This window comes from Nocardioides sp. NPDC057772 (assembly GCF_042798075.1).
Lineage (GTDB): Bacteria > Actinomycetota > Actinomycetes > Propionibacteriales > Nocardioidaceae > Nocardioides.
Window position 1 is genome coordinate 1 of record NZ_JBHVKN010000100.1, and the last position, 17,581, is coordinate 17,581.

Annotated in this window: 12 protein-coding genes; 8 read left to right on the forward strand and 4 right to left on the reverse strand. The window is 64.2% G+C overall.

Annotated features, from left to right (window positions below; all coding sequences use genetic code 11):
- Positions 1-273: hypothetical protein (locus ACFVJS_RS16705; protein WP_378882301.1), on the forward strand; the 273-nt coding region annotated here is incomplete at its 5' end.
- 636 nt (positions 274-909) lie between these two features.
- On the opposite strand, the gene ACFVJS_RS16710 is transcribed toward ACFVJS_RS16705, so the two are convergent.
- The gene (locus ACFVJS_RS16710; protein WP_378882303.1) at positions 910-2,142 is read right to left on the reverse strand and encodes a cytochrome P450; all 1,233 of its coding nucleotides are present in this window, start codon (positions 2,140-2,142) and stop codon (positions 910-912) included.
- A gap of 140 nt (positions 2,143-2,282) precedes the next feature.
- On the opposite strand from ACFVJS_RS16710, the gene ACFVJS_RS16715 reads away from it, so the two are divergent.
- Positions 2,283-3,092 carry an SAM-dependent methyltransferase gene (locus ACFVJS_RS16715; protein ID WP_378882306.1) on the forward strand — a complete coding sequence of 270 codons (810 nt, stop codon included), beginning with the start codon at positions 2,283-2,285 and terminating at the stop codon, positions 3,090-3,092.
- Positions 3,093-3,160: 68 nt separating this feature from the next.
- Here ACFVJS_RS16715 and ACFVJS_RS16720 read toward each other — a convergent pair whose 3' ends face one another.
- Both ACFVJS_RS16720 and ACFVJS_RS16725 read right to left on the reverse strand, forming a co-directional pair.
- On the reverse strand, positions 3,161-6,310 hold the full coding sequence (locus ACFVJS_RS16720; protein WP_378882308.1) for an AMP-binding protein: 3,150 nt from the start codon (positions 6,308-6,310) through the stop codon (positions 3,161-3,163).
- An 11-nt stretch (positions 6,311-6,321) separates the two neighbouring features.
- On the reverse strand, positions 6,322-10,263 hold the full coding sequence (locus ACFVJS_RS16725) for an AMP-binding protein (RefSeq protein WP_378882310.1): 3,942 nt from the start codon (positions 10,261-10,263) through the stop codon (positions 6,322-6,324).
- Positions 10,264-10,371: 108 nt separating this feature from the next.
- On the opposite strand from ACFVJS_RS16725, the gene ACFVJS_RS16730 reads away from it, so the two are divergent.
- The 6 genes from ACFVJS_RS16730 (at position 10,372) to ACFVJS_RS16755 (ending at position 16,470) form a co-directional block, all read left to right on the forward strand.
- On the forward strand, positions 10,372-11,586 hold the full coding sequence (locus ACFVJS_RS16730; protein ID WP_378882313.1) for an NAD(P)/FAD-dependent oxidoreductase: 1,215 nt from the start codon (positions 10,372-10,374) through the stop codon (positions 11,584-11,586).
- Positions 11,587-11,615: 29 nt separating this feature from the next.
- Positions 11,616-12,284, forward strand: coding sequence for a class I SAM-dependent methyltransferase (locus ACFVJS_RS16735; RefSeq protein WP_378882318.1), 669 nt, complete (start codon positions 11,616-11,618; stop codon positions 12,282-12,284).
- Positions 12,277-12,981: an alpha/beta fold hydrolase gene (locus ACFVJS_RS16740; protein ID WP_378882321.1), complete on the forward strand. Its 705-nt coding sequence runs from the start codon at positions 12,277-12,279 to the stop codon at positions 12,979-12,981. The genes ACFVJS_RS16735 and ACFVJS_RS16740 overlap by 8 nt, the downstream gene beginning before the upstream one ends.
- A 474-nt stretch (positions 12,982-13,455) precedes the next feature.
- Positions 13,456-14,460, forward strand: a complete 1,005-nt coding sequence (locus tag ACFVJS_RS16745; RefSeq protein ID WP_378882324.1) for a hypothetical protein — start codon at positions 13,456-13,458, stop codon at positions 14,458-14,460.
- Between the two features lie 119 nt (positions 14,461-14,579).
- Positions 14,580-14,783, forward strand: coding sequence for a helix-turn-helix domain-containing protein (locus tag ACFVJS_RS16750; protein ID WP_378882327.1), 204 nt, complete (start codon positions 14,580-14,582; stop codon positions 14,781-14,783).
- A 1,411-nt stretch (positions 14,784-16,194) separates the two neighbouring features.
- Positions 16,195-16,470: a hypothetical protein gene (locus ACFVJS_RS16755; RefSeq protein WP_378882330.1), complete on the forward strand. Its 276-nt coding sequence runs from the start codon at positions 16,195-16,197 to the stop codon at positions 16,468-16,470.
- A gap of 149 nt (positions 16,471-16,619) precedes the next feature.
- Here ACFVJS_RS16755 and ACFVJS_RS16760 read toward each other — a convergent pair.
- A partial coding sequence (locus tag ACFVJS_RS16760) for a hypothetical protein (RefSeq protein WP_378882331.1) occupies positions 16,620-17,581 on the reverse strand: 962 nt, incomplete at its 5' end.

Consider the following 17,581-nt stretch of genomic DNA (forward strand, 5'->3'; position numbering starts at 1 on the left):
GAGAAGCACGAATCCCCCCGCACCTACCGCGAAACGGTGACGTTCTTCCAGGGCGGCAAGAAGCCGAGCTGGTCGACGCCGTGGACCAACGCCAAGGACGACGTCGACGTGCTGCACGTCGGAGACGGGATCGCCCTGAGCCTGATCCGCAAACCCCGCAACTCCGCTGGGAGCCCGACCTTCGAACTGGAACGGGCCACTGGTGGCGTGGCGACGACGAGGAACCGAGGCTCTATCGATCGGCTGTTGAAGGCTGCTGCGACTTGGAAGTAGTCCTACCTACGTTCTGCCTGCTCGCGTGCCCCGCGCTGCGCCAGGCAAATGCGTGGTCGACGCGGTTCGACGAAGACCAAGCGAAGAAGTTTGCCGACCGCCGCGATGCCGCGGCGTTCTTGACGTCCAGATGGCTGACAAGTGAAGCTGCCGGCCGGGTGCTCGACCTGCCGACTCCACAGGTTCTGATCACGCGGGAATGCACTCAGTGCGGGTCGACGGCGCATGGGCGGCCCCGAAGCGGCGAGGCTTGGTTGTCGGCATCGCGGCGCCGGGATCTGGTCGCCGCAGCAGCCGGCGGTTTCCCAGTCGCTGTGGATCTGGAGCCGGTGCGGGCAGGAGCAGATATTCCAGACTCTTGCTTGACCCGCCGAGAACGCGACGCGGACTCCCTGGGCCGGCTTCGCCTGTGGACGCGCAAGGAGTGCCTGGTGAAGCTGGGGCTGTGCAGCCTCGACGACTTCGGGACCGTCAGCGCCGGGGCACCCGATATGGACAGCGTGCAGGTCGGGGCCGTGCACCTGAGCTCACACCTGGTGCGGCCAACGATGGGAGAGCCCCACCTGGTCACCGTCGCCTCCTTGGGCCGACGGCCCCCCACCCCAGCCTTCGTATCCCGCCGGGATGGGGCGCCGATCAGCCTCGGCCGACGCGGGTCGAAGGGTCGAACCGGATGGGCAACGACGTGAGCCGGTGCACGGTGATGGAGTTCAGCCACACCAGGTCCTCGGCTCGAGCATCAAGCCTCAAGCCCTCGAGCCGGTCCAGCGTACGGCGGAACGCGACCTCTCCTTCCAGCCTCGCCAAGGGCGCGCCCAGGCAGAAGTGAGTCGCCTTGCCGAAGCTCAGGTGCGGGTTCGGCTTCCTGGCCACGTCCAGTCGCGCAGGGCACTGGATCACCGCTTCGTCGTGATTGGCCGTGGGCAGCGCGATCGCCACGTGCTCACCCGGTGCGATCGTGGCATCACCGATGCTGACCTTTGACCGGGCGAAACGGTAGGTGACGGCCGAGACCGGGGAGTCGAACCGCAACAGCTCCTCCACGAGCAGCGCTGTCGACTTGGCGTCACCGTGTGCCAAGGCCCGGCTGAGCTGCTCAGGGTGATTCAACAGCGCCAACAGGCCGTTGGCCAACAGGTTGACCGTCGTCTCGTAGCCGGCAGACAGGAAGAGGAACGTGTTCGAGCGAGCCTCGACCTCCGTGAGCCGGCCCTCGTCGACGGCGTGAGCCATGGTCGTCATCACGTCCTCGCGCGGCTCCACTCGGCGCCTGGCAAGCAGTTCACCGGAGAAGTCGTAGAACCACGTACCAGCGGTGAAGATAGCGCTCTGGTCCAGGTCGTTTCCGACCCCGGTGATGACCGAAGCGTTGGCCTCGAAGTCCGCCTGATCGGCCTCCTCGACACCCAGGATCCGACTGATCACCGCGATCGGCAGCGGCAACGCGACCGACGTCACGTAGTCGGTTCTTCCCGCTTCGATGAACGAGTCGATGAGTCCGTCGACAAAGGTGGTCATCCACGATCGAAGGGGCTCCACGTTCTTGCGTATGAAGGCATCGTTCAACACGCTCTTCATGCGTCGGTGATCCTCGTCGTCGGCGAACAGAATGTGCTGTGCGAGCGGGAAGTCACCCGCCAAGGACAGAAATCGTCTGATCGTCGGATCGGCGGCATCGGCGCTGCGGACCAGGTCACGGTTCGCGAACACGGCCTCGACCGCCCTCTGTCCGACGGCGAGCCAACTGGGCATCCCGTCCGGGAGGATCACGCGCACACACCCCTCAGTGACCCCCGTCTTGGCGTAGATGGTCTGGGGCGAGGCAAAGTCGGTGCTCTCAAGCTTGACGACAGTCGGCTGCTCGGTCATTCGTCCCTCCAGTTCGCATGTGGTGACCACCGTCGCAACACGCGGTTATGCACCGAGAAACGAAGGCGCGCTCTCGTTAACCGTGGCTCGCATCGTGCCGTCTCACACTGGCAAGACGAGACGACTCGAAGGGATCTCATATGCGCGAAAACATGGACGTAGGCCGGGCGAACGCGTGCCGCATCTACGACACACTCATCGGAGGTGGCAATCTCTCAGAGGCTGACCGGTCGGCCTACGGGCGCCTCCTCGAGATCAATCCCGGGACCCCGTTCGTGGCACGGGAGAACCGTGACTTCATGCTCAGAGCCTGCCGGACGCTGGCCAGCAAGTACGGGGTGCGACAGTTCCTGGACCTGGGCTGCTCCTTCCCCACCCTCGACACGCCTAACCTGCACGAGGTCATCGCCGAGCACCAGCCGGAGGCCCGGGTGCTGTACGTCGACGTCGAGGCCGAGGTGGAACGCGCCTGGGAACCTCTTGTTGAAGGGCTCTCGTCTGTGGGCTTCATCCACGGCAACGTGTCCGACCCCCATGGCACCCTCGATGCCGCGCGGGCGGCCGGCGTGCTGAACTTCGACGAACCGATCGCCATCGTCTTGACCGGCGTCCTCCCGTTCGTCCCCACCGACACCGACCCCTGGACGGCCGTATCGGCGTTCCGAGATGCTTGCGTCGATGGCAGCCACCTCGTGCTGTCGCATGCCCTGACCTCGGAGGACTGGCCCGCCGGAGCAGAGGAGGTGCTCAGTATGTACCGCGAGCAGATCCAGCCGATGTTCCCCCGACTCGAGCGTGACGTGCTGCGCTTCTTCGACGGATACCGCCTCCTCGAGCCGGGCTTGGTCTCTACCCCCGCGTGGCGGCCCGACGCCCCACCGGATCCAGACCTCGTGGCGTTCAAGCGTGCGGTCGCGGCCGTCGGGATCAAGGAGCCCTGCCCACGGTAGAAGCCGCACCAAGGACGAAGGCATGTGTGGATCCCCTCCCGCACATGCCTTCGTCACTTTACGTGCGTCTAGCTGCCGCCCTGCGCGAACTCAGCCAATGCGGCTGACTTGAGGCGCAGGGCGATCCCCGCTGCAGTCGGATCGTCGTACATCTCGCTCATCCGCAACGACACGCCCAAGTCCGAGCGGGCCGCGGCCGCGGTCCTGGCCAGGATCAAGGAGTGGCCACCCTCGTCGAACAGGTTCGCCGTGCGCGACACCGAGCGTTGGAGGAGCATGTCCCACAACTCCAAGACCCATTGTTCGAACTCGGCCACGTCGTCGTCCACCACCGTCGAGACGTCAGCGCCGGCTGCCGGGGTCGACGACGAGGCGCTGGGGGTCTCGCCGGCCGTCGCGGCGACGATGACGGCGCGTCTGTCGATCTTGCCGTTCGAGGTGAGCGGCATCGGGTCAGCGGTCACGGCCACCACATCTGGCCGGATCGCGCGTGGCATCCTCGAGAAGGCACCCCGGATCACGGTCGGGTCCGGGGATCCCTTGATCAGAAGGTAGACGCGCTCGCCGTCGCACGCCGCAGCGACTGCTCCGACCCCCGCTACCGCGGACGCGATCGACTCATACTCCCCTAGCTCCACCCGGTGTCCCCGCACCTTGACCTGGTCGTCCGACCGTCCCAGGAATACGATCTGGCCGTCGACGACCTTCGCCCGGTCACCGGTGTCGTACCAGCGAACGCCCTCGGTCACGACGAACTTCTCGGCGGTGAGCGCGGGTTGTTCCCCGTACCCAAGTGCCAGGGCCGGGCCACCGATCAACACGTGCCCGACCTCTCGGGGCGCCACCGGTTCGGTATTCGAGGAACTGACGAGGCGCACAAGGTATCCCGGCAAGGGTGTCCCGATGGGCGGGTCCGCGGCGAGGTCATCACGCAACCGGAACTGGGTCGCCCAGATCGTTGCTTCCGTCGGCCCGTACACATTGCGGGCGTCACGGCTGCGGCGCACCACCTCCGTGGCCATGGACTGACTCAATCGCTCGCCCCCGACAACGACCCGGGCGATCTTCGACTCCGGGCCCCATCCCTCAGCAAAGAGTGCCGCCATCATGCTCGGCGTCCCATGGACGACGTCGACATTGCCGCGACGGATCTCGGCCGCCGCATCCGAGACTCCGCAAAGGCCATGCCCACCCTCGGGGAAGACAATGCTCGCCCCACAGACCAGCGGAAGCAGGAGCTCATCGATGGAGATGTCGAACGTGGGGCTGGTCAGAGCCAGCATTCGTTCACCAGCCCGTACGAACTCCGTCTTCGACGCAGCGCGGACATGTTCAGCCAGCGCTGAACGTCCCACCCAAACCGCCTTCGGCTCGCCGGTCGACCCCGATGTGAACATCGCATACGCACGCTCGAGGGGCCGGTTCGGGTCGGTCCACTCGACCGCGCCGTTCGCGTGAGGCGTGACTCGTAGCCCGCCGGAAGAAGACCCGATCTCCACATCCGTCTGTGCCTTGATCCGAATAGCCTCGACGCGACTGTCTGGCAAGGAATCGCTGACCGGAACGTAGGCGACCCTCGCCGAGAGGCATCCGAGCAGGGCGACAACGAGGTCCGGCCCATGGTCAGCGGTCACCAACGCCGTCGCAGCACCACACTCGAGCAGTTCTGCCCGCAGGCGCGCCACCCGATCGGCGACCTCGGCATACGTAAGGCGAACCTGACCTTTTTCGACAGCGACCTCATCCCCCATCACCTCCACCGACTGGAGGAACAGCTCATCGACGTCGACGGCGGGATCGGCATTCACCGTGCCCAAGTCCGCCGCCGAACCCCGGCGTCCCAGATCACCTACGGCCCCACCGCGTGCCACATCGCTCAACGCCTGAACGACGTCATGACCGAGCTGCTCGATGAATTGGGGGGTGAACATCGACTCTGCGTAGTCAATACGCAGCTCAACGTCCCCATTCGGAGTGTTCGACGCCGTCACCTGGAACGGAACCCTGGCCGTATCATTCATCACCGGGCGCGGCGCCATGCTCCCTCCACCCGCCAATGCCAGGGCCTGCGGGCCGGCGGCATCAGTGGTCACCAGCACGTTGTAGAGAGGATTCAGGCCACTCTCGCGGCGTGGCCGCAGGGCCCGCACCAACGATGAGAACGGAACCTCGTGCTCGAGGTTTCCGCTGGCCGGACCCGCCGCGACCCGTGCCAACGCATCCGACACAGATTCCGTCGGTTCGAGCTCGACCCGAATCGGCAGGCTGTCGGCGAACGGGCCCACGGTCGAGGACAGCCGAGCAGACCTGCGCCCGGACACCGACAGGCCTACGACCATGTCCCACTCTCCGCTGTAGCGGCCACACACAGCCGCCACCGCCAGCATCAACAACGCTGACGGTCCGGCTGACTCCCGGCTCGCAGCTGCGATCGATTTCGCCCACGCCGCTTCGTCGACGCGGAACGAACGGTGGCCACCGCGAAACCGTGAGGCGTTGTTCCCCGCGGGCCGATCCGGCGGGAAGTGGGCCGGCGTGGCCGAACCCAGGTGCTCTCGCCACCAGGTCAAGGCCTCGTCGCTGGGTTCCTCGTCAGTGGAGACCACTCCGGCCTGGACCAGGCCCCTGAACTGGTCGGATGTGTCGATGGATCCCCCGTTGTACCGCGCACAGACCTGTTCCGCCACCGTGGCGATCGACTGACCGTCCGCCACCACATGGTGGGTCTTGACGACCAATGCCAACGACGTCGACATGTCACCGTCGGGTGCGCGTGAGGCTGCGTTGGCTACCTGCAGCACCCACGCTTTGGTGCACGGCCCAGTGCGGGGGTCGATCGGCTCCGACGCGATGCGGTGTGTCGCGGTGTCGAGGTCGACGTCGCGGACCACCTCGACCGCGGCTGCCGGCATCAGGTGTGACTCGATGCCTGCAGCCGTGGCCTGATAGGCGGTGTTGAGCACCGGGTGAGCTTTCAGCGTCTCCTCGACAGCTCGCGCCAGCAGGTCCGCGTCGACCACACCGGTCACGTCGTACGCCGTCGTGATCGTGTAGGGACTCAACGGTGCCGCCTCGGCCTCGCTGGCGAGAATTGCCGCCTGGGTCGGAGTGACGGGCACCGCGGAGCCGGGATCGTCTAGCGTGGTTGTCGGTTCGATCCCGAACGCGCTACGACGGTCGTCGAGCGGCTTGCTTTCCCACCGCTGCAGGAAGTCCATGCTGGTCTCTCCTAGGTAGTTGAAGTCGCCGACGGCCTCAGCCCTAATCTCGTTCGGATGTGAGTGGCCAAACCGGCCGGGTCCGTGGTGCAGAAGTAGTGATCGCCTGTGGGGAGCACAGACAGGCTCACCGGGCTGCCCAGCCGTCCCCACTCGACGTACCTGTCCTGGAAACCCTCGGTTGCTGGGTCTGCCCCGCCCACGACACAGTGGACCGGTACGTCCAGCGGTGCGGGAGGTTGGTCGAGGTCGGTGAGGTACATCCGGACCATCTCCTGCAGGTCGTGTCGCACAACCTTCAGGATGCGGGTGATGTCCGAGTCGTCCAGTACCCCGTCGAACCCGCCGAGACCGCGCATGTGTCCCAGCAGCAGCGCGTCGTCGCCGTCCCTGACCAGCGCCATCGAAGCGTGTGGGTCGCGATCCGGTAGCGCCGCTCCCATGAACACCGCGTCCAAGCGGATCCCCTCCCGCCGCATCGCCCGGGCGAGCCGGTCTGCGGTCGCGCAACCGGCGCACTGTGCGTACACAGCCGTAGGCATCGCCGGCAGTTGCCTGAGCTCCTCGACCACCTCGTCAGCCACCTGGCTGATGGGCTTCATGGCGGACCCGTCTGCCAGATCGTGGCCCGGCAGGTTCACAGACAAGATCTCCACGGCGTCACCGAGCTGGTCGGCCAACGGCTGATAGGCGATCGCGTTCCCCCCGCCGTAGGGCACGCACACCAAGCGAACCTTCGCAGCCGTGTCGCCGCCGGACAGACGTACCAATCGGTTGAGGTGGTTGGTGGAGCCATCGGAGTCAAGGTAGTTCGCCAACTCTCGCACCGTGGGGTATCGGAACAGCGCGACGGTGGGCAGGTCCGGGTCGATGAGGCGGGCCGCCTTCACCGCCTTGAAGGAGTCGCCCCCCAGAAGGAAGAAGTCGTCCACGGCGCTCTCCACCGGTGTGGACAACACGGCCGCCCACACCTCCGCGATGTGAGCCTCACGTTCGGTTCCAAGAGGCACCTGCTGCGCCGAGGCGGTGAGTTTCTCTGCCGTGTCGAACAGAACGCGTACCTGACCGCGGTCCAGCTTCCCGCTTGCGTTGAGAGGCATCGCCGTCACCCACCGAAACTCCGACGGAATCATGTATGAGGGCAGCTCCGCGACCAGCTTCTGCCTGACCGCCCGCATGTCTGGTCGCTGCTCGGACTCGAGGACTGCCACCAGCCGCTCGTCCGGGTCTGCCACGGAAAACACGACCGCGGAGGTGACCTGCCCGGACTTGACGACCGCGGCTTCGACGTCGCCCGGTTCGATCCGGAGCCCAGCCAGCTTGATCAGGAAATCGCGGCGACCCAGCAGTTCCAGCGTCAGCTGGTTGTTCCATCGAGCGATGTCGCCGGTGTCGTACCAAACCTCTCCGTCCTCGCGCGCCTGGAACTTCTCCTGCGTCAGGCCCTCGGCGCCCAAGTACCCGGAGGCCAACCCCACGCCACCCAGCAAGAGTCGTCCGGGGACACCGATGGGACACAGTCGGCCCTGCTCGTCGACGACGATGCTCTTCTGATTGGCCATTGGGCGACCGTAAGGAACCGCGTTCCACGTCGGGTCGACCTCGGTGACGCGGGTGTAGGTCGAATGGATCGAGGCCTCTGTGGCACCCCCGAGGACATCGAACGTGGCATCACCGAAGAACGCCCACCACCGTGCCGGCATCGACAAGGGTGCCCAGTCGCCACCCAGCACGGCCGCACGAAGCGGAGGAGGTTCCTGGCTCGTGTCTTGTTCGAGCTCGTCGAGGAAGGCCCCCAGCAGAGCGGGTGCCGAGTTCCAGACCGTAGCCCGTTCGTCGGCCGCCCGCTCGAGCCAGTGGGACGGGTCACGCCGGAACTCGGGATCCAGGATCACCGATGCCCCGCCGGCGCTGAGGATGCCAAAGCCCTCGAAGATCGACATGTCGAAACCGGTGGAAGAGATCGCCAGGCATCGGTCCTCGCTGGTGAGGTCAAGACGCGCGGCAAGGTCGTTGAGGTTGTTCACGATGCCGCGATGGCGAATCTGCACTCCCTTGGGCACCCCGGTCGAACCGGAGGTGAAGATGATGTACGCATGGGCATCAGGTTCGACGGCGCAAGGTTCGAACCCCGCTCCTCCGCCCTGGTATACCCACGACTCAACGACCTCCGCGCTGGTGAACTCTGCAACGGGCTGGGCAGCCTCCCGGATCTGGTCGAGGCGCTCGGCGGCCATGTCGTACGCCACCGGAACGAAGGCTGCTCCTGTCATCGAAGTGGCCAAGCAGGCGACGAGATACTCCCGGCCGGGAGGAAGCGCGACCAGGACCGTCTTCGAGGGGCACGCCCCTTCCTTGACCAGCCGAGCAGCGACCGCGGTCGCATCCGTGATGAGTTCCTTATAGGTGACGACGACACCGCCGGGCAGAAGAAGGGCCGGGGCGTCGGGGCGGGTCTCAGCCTGCGCCAGCACCAGGTCGTGCAGGGTCTCGGCGCCAGAGAATTCCTCGTCGGTCGCGTTGATGGCGGCCAGCGACTGTGCTTCGGCGTGGCTGATGGTGGGTAGCTCGCCGATGGCCCGCGACGGGTCCTCGCAGGCGACTTTCAGGCAGCGGTCGATCGCGGACAGCAGGGCCTCGACTCGGCTGGAGGTGAACAAGTCGGTGTCGTACTGGATGTGTATCCGGGTGTCGCTGGCCTGGTTCCGGACACTGATCAACAGCTCGTACTTCGCAGCATGGGAGTTCACGTTGTCGTCCAACGTGGTCGTACACCCTTCGAATGCGAAGGCGCTCCCGGGGGTGTTGTCCTGCTGGAACAACACCGCTGTCAGCGCCTTCCCTGTTCCGTCACCGCTGAGACCCAGGCGCGTCACGACCTCGTCGAACGGCGCGTTCGCTCGCTCCTGGGCCTGGCTGACGGTGTCCTTCACCTGCTCCACCAGCTCAGCGAAACTCATCTGTGCCGGCACCTCAGCGTCCAGGACCAACGTCCTGACGAAGAATCCGATGAGCCCGGCCAGTTCTTCGGAATCGCGGCCCGCGGCACTTGTGCCGAACACGAACTCGTCCTCGCCACCGTGCACCCGAGCCAGCACCAGGAACGCTGCCAAGGTGACGATGAATGGCGAAGCGCTCAACGTGCGAGCGCAGTCCTGGATCGCTCGGGTCCGTGCACCCCCCAACCAGAGAGCTCGCTCGTCACCGCCGAACGAACTCTGCGCTGGCCGCTGCTTGTCCGGCACGAAACGCAACGCCGCTTTCCCCTGGGCGCGCGACACGAAGTGCGCGACTCCGTCACCGTCGCCGCTGCCCGCCTCGAGGTTGCCCAAGTTCAAGTAGTCGACCGCTATGGGCCGAAGTCGCGGCTCGTCACCGCGAAGAAGAGCGGCATAGGTTGTGGCCAACTCGCTGGCGAAGATGCCCATGGACCACTGGTCACACGCGATGTGATGGATCGTCAGCAACAGTTTGTGTCGCATGGGACCGAGCGAGATCAACGTCGCCCGGAACGGAAGATCCTCGGTGAGGTCGAAGCTGGTCGCGATCTCGGCAGCGATGATGCTCTCGGCCTGCACCTCACGCAGTTCAGCTTTGGACTCTGCCAACGACCTGACCGTGAGCACAGAGGCCGGCGCTGGCTGCAAGACCTGAGTCAGGTCGCCATCAGCGTCGGTGAAGGTCGTGCGGAATGCGACGTGCCGTTCCACCATCGCCGCCAGCGCTCGGTCGAGCACCCCCACGTCCAGCGGCCCCTCCACGTCGTGGAGCACGGGGACCGTGAATGCAACGTTCCCGCTGAGCTCGTTGGCCACCCACAATCCTTGCTGTGCAACAGTGGCCGGAGCGCGCGTTCCAGGGGCGCCTGGTCGAATGTGTGTATCAGAGTGCTGTGCCTGCGATCGGGCTCGCCGGGCACGCTCTTCCAATCGCTTTCGTAGGCTCTCTGCCATGACTCCTCCTCGACAACGCACCGACGGTCACACGGTCGAGTAAGGAATGGGCAAGGCTGAGCGTGAACGGCTTACCGTTGCCTAACCTGCTCCATCCACGCTTCCCGGGTGGCCGGTAGTAGATACTCAGATCAGGTCGATGTAGCAATCGTCGGTGCGCGCTGTGCCGGCGCCAGCCTCGCCATACATCTGGCCCGCGCAGGCTTGTCAGTGGTGGTCATCGACCGCGCCAAGCGCGGAAGCGACAAGCTCTCAACCTTGTACATCCACCAGCCGGGAGTACAGCAGCTTCGAAACCTCGGGGTTCCGATGGGCGACACGTTGGCGGGAGCGCCGGCTATGGACACGCTCACGTTCCGCGCCGAGGGCGTGGAACTGCAGGGCCGGGGGCCGGTGTGCGGTGACGGCAACGTCGCCTATGCCCCCCGTCGCTCGGACCTGGATGAGTTGCTGTGCTCGCAAGCAGAGGCCGCTGGCGCGACCGTTGTCCATGAAGCCCGCGCGACCGGCCTGCTCGCTGACGAGGATCGAATCACGGGGATCTGCTTCCGCACCTCCGAAGGCGATCAGCTGTTGGGGGCTCATCTGGTGGTGGGGGCAGACGGGCTGCGTTCAACGGTCGCCCAGAAGGTGCAATCCCGCACCTACCTGGAACGACCCAAGGCCTCGATTTGCTACTACGGGTTCTTCGAAGGGTTGGACGATCCGTTCTCCCAGTTCCAAGGCGGGCGGCGCTGGGTCGGAGTGATCCCCACCGCCGGTGCGCACCTGGTCGCCGCGTATCTGCCCCAAGGCGAGTTCACCACCGCGAAGGCCAATCCCCAGGCCGCCTTCCGCCAGACCCTCGCCGAGGTGGACGCCGGTCTGTATGCAAAAGTCATGGACGCGAGGCAGGCCGATCGACTCATCGGGATGGGTGACCAGCGCAACTATTACCGCGCCGCATCAGGTCCGGGGTGGGCCCTGATTGGGGATGCCGGACACCACAAGGATTCGTTGACCGCTCAAGGAATCACCGACGCCCTGGTGCAGTCGGCCATGCTCGCTGGCGAGCTGGCCCAGGTCCCCATCGACGACCCTGACCGAGTCGACCAGGCCACCACAGACTTCGAACGCAAGCGCGACGACGAGTCTCTGGCTCGTTACTACTCGACGTTGGCCATCGCCCGATTGCAGCTGGATCCGGCTCGTAGAGCAATGCTCGAGGCGATCGCTCCGAGCCCAAAGCTGTGTGACCTGTACGCCTCAGCCGTGGCCGGGGTCACGACACCAGCCGAGTTCCACGCGCGCCTTGCCGAGCACGGCGTCGATCCAGACCGATAAAGCAAGCACCCAGCATGGGAGAAGATCAGATGACCGACCAGTTGGACAACGACCACTCGCTCAGCGGCGATGCCAGCATGTACACCAAGCCTGTGCTCAGGATCTACGATCCGATCGCGCTCGGGATGGTGTGCCCCATCGCGTGGCGCTGCTCACGAGGAACCATGCTGCAGTTCTTCAACGACAACGTGCGGGGCAAGCACCTCGACATCGGGCCCGGGACTGGCTTCTTCCTCGACAAGGCGACCTACCCGGTCGAGCACCCGGACATCGTCGTCGCAGACCTGAACGAACTCGTCCTGCGCACCACCGAGAAGCGGATCATCCGGTACCGGCCCCGAACCATGGTGCAGGACGCGCTCATGCCGCTTCAGACCGATGAAGTGTTCGAGTCCATCGCCATCCAGAACGTGTTGCATTGTCTACCCGGCACGATGAAGGACAAGGCAGTGGTGTTCGACAACCTGATCCCGAATCTGGGCCCGGCCGGGGTGCTGTTCGGGTGCACCGTACTTGGAAAGAACCACGGCCTCGGGCGGGCAGGATCGTGGATGATGGAGAAGTACAACGACGCGGGATCGTTCCACAACCGTCAGGACGATGTGCAGAGCCTCGAATCGATCCTGGCCGATCGTTTCGAGAGGTATTCCGTGAGGACCCGGGGTGCCGTTGCCTTCTTCGAGGGCCATCGTGACTGAGGCTGTCCTGGTTCCTGGGTCCTTCCTTGCCGCGAAGGTATGGGAACCCGTGCAAGGCCTACTCACCGCGCGCGGAATCCACGCGTCGGCCGTTGAGCTGACCGGACTCGGAGACCGCCACAGCGAAGAAGCCACCCTCGACGCACACGTACGAGATGTCGTCGAGGCGCTGGAGGCCACCCAGGGCCCCAGCCTGCTCGTCGCACACTCTTATGCCGGTGTTCCCACGGCGCTGGCCGTGGCGCGGCTGCCGCAGAAGTCACGCGAGACGGTCTCCACGATCCTCCTGGGCGCGAATCTGCCGGTCGCCGGTCGGTCCATCTTCGACGACTTCGGCCGCGGCGCGGCCTACCTGAGGAAGTTGTCGCTCAAGTTCGACGGAGTGGCGATCCCCGTGCTCACCAGGACGCAGCTGGATAGGTGGGGTGATCACGGTCTGAACGGAGACTTGCTCGCCCAGTTCAAGGCGGTGACGAGCCCCCATCCCATCGCCACCTACGAAGACAAGGCGGATCCTTCGTTCAGCTGGGATGCGTTCGTGACCCCACCAACCTTCGTGGATCTCCGACGAGACACTGTCAAGGTGCCCCCTATTGCACTCGAGTTGATGGACGTCGTCTCACTCGATGCCGGCCACTGGCCCATGATCACGGCCCCTCACCAGCTGGCCAACCTGATCGTCGAGCGCTCGCGGTGACCAGTGCGTTTGACGTGGGCTCGGATGGTCGACTCCTCGACTACGAGTGAGTCCGTCGACGGCGCCATCCTGACGCCGGCAAACGATGCCCGCCGAGTCATCCCAGCCACCAGCCACAAGACGACCTGACCGCGGTGGGCACGGGGAGCGGCGTCGACGCAGATCTCGATCACCGGCACGAACGTCGCCCAAACGCGATCAGGCCGCTACCGATTGGTGTCGGACGACGCCTCCAAGGCGACCCCGAGTATGGGTTCCTGGCTGACAGGATTTGAATCTGCGAGCTTCGGTTCATGCGACGTCGCGCGCCAGCGTTCCGCACCGTCGATACTCCAAGGTGTCCCGTACGCACCTTCACATCGGCACCTTCACATCGTCAACGCTTGGATCCCAGGGGAACGAATGTCACGCTATGCGCTTACAGAAGACGGCCACCTGCTGGTCACCTGGCCAACGGGGCGATCCGACCGAGCCATGATTCTGGGAGAGTTCAGTCAGCTCGACGCCGGCGACCTCTCCCTCGTCACCAGGGCACTCACCCAACTCGCCAAGGCTCTCTGGACGACGTACTCCGAACCGTCGTCCGCGGCAGTAGACGCGCACGACCCAGACGAACACTGGCGGCGGGAGAAGCACGAGAGCGCTATCGACGAGGTCAGAGCAAGTATCTCCTCGCCCAACCGTCCCGACGACGCCGGGATGATGCTCACTTACTACAACCCCGTCATCGAAAATGCTCACGCTGTAGGCCGTGCGCTGCACGCCGTAGAGGATCCGAACCTGCTCGCAGTGGTGACCGAGGACGTCGACCGCGAGATCGACGCGGTGCGTCGCGCAGTGCTCGGGGACATGTCCGGCCGAGCAGCCCAAGCGGCGACGCTGACCAGAGCGGAGGCCTCACCCACCCAGGTAGAGGAAGTGCACCGTGCGCTCGAAGTGAACCCTCTCGGCAGCAGGGAACTGTTCGAGGTCTTCGAGCCGGCAGCAGCCGCGGTGGCAGCCGCCGAGTGGCTTCATGCTGCAGCGCGCGTCGTGGCCACCGACTGCGCCTACGAATCACCAAGGTCCGTCGTGATCGAGGCCGACGCCATCGAGGCGATGCCCGTCGAAACGATGACAGCGATCATCAGCGCTCTGGAGGCTGGCGAGGGTGCTCAGACGCTTGTGACCCGCCTGCTCCGCGAAACTAACGCTGTGGCCCGGGGATCACTCGACCACCCGTCCGACCTTCTTCGCACACTGAACCGGGTGGCCGAGTACGCGGGCGACGACCTCTCGCAGGTCAGGGTCCGCCTGTGCCTGCTCGACCCGCGTCGACCGGCACAGGATCTTCTCGAGGACCTCATCGAAGGTATCCGCGGCTGCCTTCTCGTCTTCGAGGACGAGAACGTCGACGTGTACGAGGAGGAAGACTCCGTCGAGGAGATCTTCCTTGACCTCTTGCGCGTCGAGGTCCGTTCCCATCGACCGCAGGCCTGACGCCCGCCAGCGCACGCGCCATGGGCCCGTGCAAGGCATGTGCTACTTGATGGCGCCGCCTGCACACCTATGTCCCGAGCACCGAGCTCGATCAACGACGACCTCGACAGGAGTCAGCGATGAACTCATCATTCGGGACTACAAGCAAGTACGTCACCATCGCCCAAGCGGCCGCGATTCTCAACCAGTCCGTGAAGACGGTCAGGCGCCGGATCTCCGACGGGACCTTGCCCGCGTACCGCATCGGGCCACGCCTCATCCGGGTCCGCGTCGAGGACCTCGACGAGAGCTGCCGCAGGATCCCCAGCGCCCGGCCGCGATGACGTCACCGGCTCGGATGCCCTCATTCGAGGCACAGAGATCCGATGCATATCCGATGCAGAAGGAAATTTCGAAGGCCATCAGATCTGCATTGATGCAGGTCAGAGGGCCTTTTCGAAGCCGTGCGTGATACTGGGTTCGAACCAGTGACCCCTTCGGTGTGAAGGAATCCCGGGCCACATTGCCGGTCACCGGACGCCTAGATCGACCGTCCATGTACGTCCAGAGATGTCCCGTTTCGACCCACACCGTTGTCAGGCACTTCGTCAGGCCGCGCCGAGACCTAGTGTCCCGTGGGGTAAGTCTCTAGAGGGTTGAGTACTTGGAATGAGCGGTGCATGGCGAACCGCCCCGGGATCGTGCTGCGTCGCGGTGGTCGTGAAGAGCTCGAGCGTTGGACCCGAGCCTCGACGGTGGAAACCCTCGGGGGTCAAGTGATGGAGGCGTTGTGGCGGCGTTGCTCGTCGACTTCAACGTGCCGCGCGAGAGGTCGAGCCCTTGGCTGTCGATTCCGTTGACATGCCGAACCCATCCGCCTAGCATCTTTACTTAGAGTTCGATGTTTGCTGCTGGAGCGATTACAGGTTCCCATGCCCAGTGTTTGCGGTTCAAGAACGATGTGGATCAGGGATTATTTCGAACTCGATGATTCTTCTACATAATTTGCTTAGACCGAATTTCCAATGGCCATTACTTCATGTCCTCAACGCCGTGATCCATGGATTCACGATACACAAGGAAAAGGACGATCTCGGATGAAGCAAATGCTCGGCTCCATTGCAAGTGCTTTCGTCGTCATGGTCGCGGTCTTAGGGCTTGCAACTCCGCCCAGCTCCGCCACATCAGTAGTCCCCGCATCGGACGCTACGATCCAGAGGCCGTTCACGGATTGCACGGGATTCGGTTGGTGGGTTCTCAGTCGGAGCGAGGTCCGCATCACTGCGTCCAGCGACTCAGTTCGGGCGAATCTCGGCCCCCGAACGTACGGACTACTGTGGGTGAACATCCTCAACAGCAACGGAACCAGTCAGCACTCTGGCGCCTATAACCTGTCGCGCTACAGAGGATTTAGCCACGCGTTCACTGTGAGGAGAAATTGGTACATGGTCATCACCATCACAGACGATGAAAACACCACTACCCTCTGCTCGAGCACCAGTCAGCGTTGAGGCGGCTCCAGATCCGATGCGTACCCCTGAATTCTCTGTATATCGTCCAGCAGGACCTCTCGGCGATACTCGACTACTGCTGTGGAACCCTGCCCTTCCGAAGGCAGCGCCACTGGAGGAGGTGGTCGTCTCTAGTCGCAGCCACACTCCAGAAGGCGAGCCGACACTAATGGTCGGCTCGTATGCAGAGCAGCTCGGAGGATCCGACTACAGCCCGATAACGTTCGCGGCTCGCACGTCTCTGTTGAGCATTCCTGAGATCGGTCTCGCGGAGGATCAGGTTGAAACGGAGCTGAAGCTCCTTCACAAACACGTGGATCCCTGGCGAAAGGTCGATCTGCTAGTTGACGGCCGCACGGCAGAGTTTCTTGCCCGTGACTTCTCGTCAGGACCGGTCACGACCAGAGTGTTTGCGACTCTGCTCGGCGACACGGCGCTGAGTGTCGTCTTGCGTGGCCGCGACGTTCCGGAACTGATAAGCGTCAACCCAAGCGAGTGGGAACAGCTCTGGCACTCGTGACCATGTGAGCGCGTTGGCGCATACTCTAGCGGCGCGAATTTGAAGTTTGGATGGTTGGCCCTACTCAACCCTCTAGAGATTTGCGCCACGCGGCACTAGACCGATGCAGCTTCATTGGGCATGCCGTTCGGTGAGCGCACCCCTCGCCTCTACGGCGCACCTCCCGGAGGTCCGCTCTTGAGTACCTCCACAAGATGGACCAGCTGGTCAACCGAGAGTCCTCGTCCGAACGTAATCGACCGAGTCTTCGAGTCGCTCACCGCCGGATCCGATGGAGCAAAAACGCGCAATGCTACCTGAGTCCGAAGGTCCTCAGGGTCATTCACCTGCTTCAAGAATGGCTCCAGAGCAGCAAGGTCCAAGTGAAGACGCTTAGCGGTCCGCTCCTCTTTCCTGTGCTCCGCAGCCTGGCTCGCGCAGTATCCAGCGACGATCAACATCACAACAGATATGCCAGTCTTATAGAGCGTAAATGTAAGCGAGTCATCCGAACCACCACGGAGAAGGTAGAACAGGACGCCAGCGGTCGCGATACCCAGTACAACCGTAGCGGCGGTCCACCGCGCCGCAGCTGCTCCTTGGGTCTTTGCCCAAGCGCCGTAGTCACCAGCAATGGCATTGCGACTTGTGTCGTCAACGAGACTTTCTGACGTCACCTTAAACGCCTCGAGCTCCTTCACCAGATCGCCCCCGCGCTGAAGCTGAGCCTCATGCTCGTCCTGCGCCGATTGCGTGTTCGCCGCAAAGGTTTCTTTTGCAGATGCTTCCCTCGATGCCACCTCATCAGCAAAACTCTTCACGCGAGCATCCGCCTCCGCCGCGAATGCGGCACGCTGTTGATCGATCTGCGTTCGAAGCTCAGAGGTCAGTGCGTTGACCTGACCGCTCGTCTGCTGAACCTGAGTGTCAAGCTCGGCGAGTCGGGCTTCTAAGCCCGAAACCGTGACTGACCGCTCGTTCTCCGTCTCCTGCACTAGCCCGTTGAGGCGTTCGACATCTGCCGTGAGCCGATTGACGGCTCTTCCTACCTGAGGTGGGGGTGGCGTAGGCCGCCGGCGATGAGGAGCATCCTGAGTCGGTAGTGGTCCAGGTTGCGGAAGCCACGGGCGAT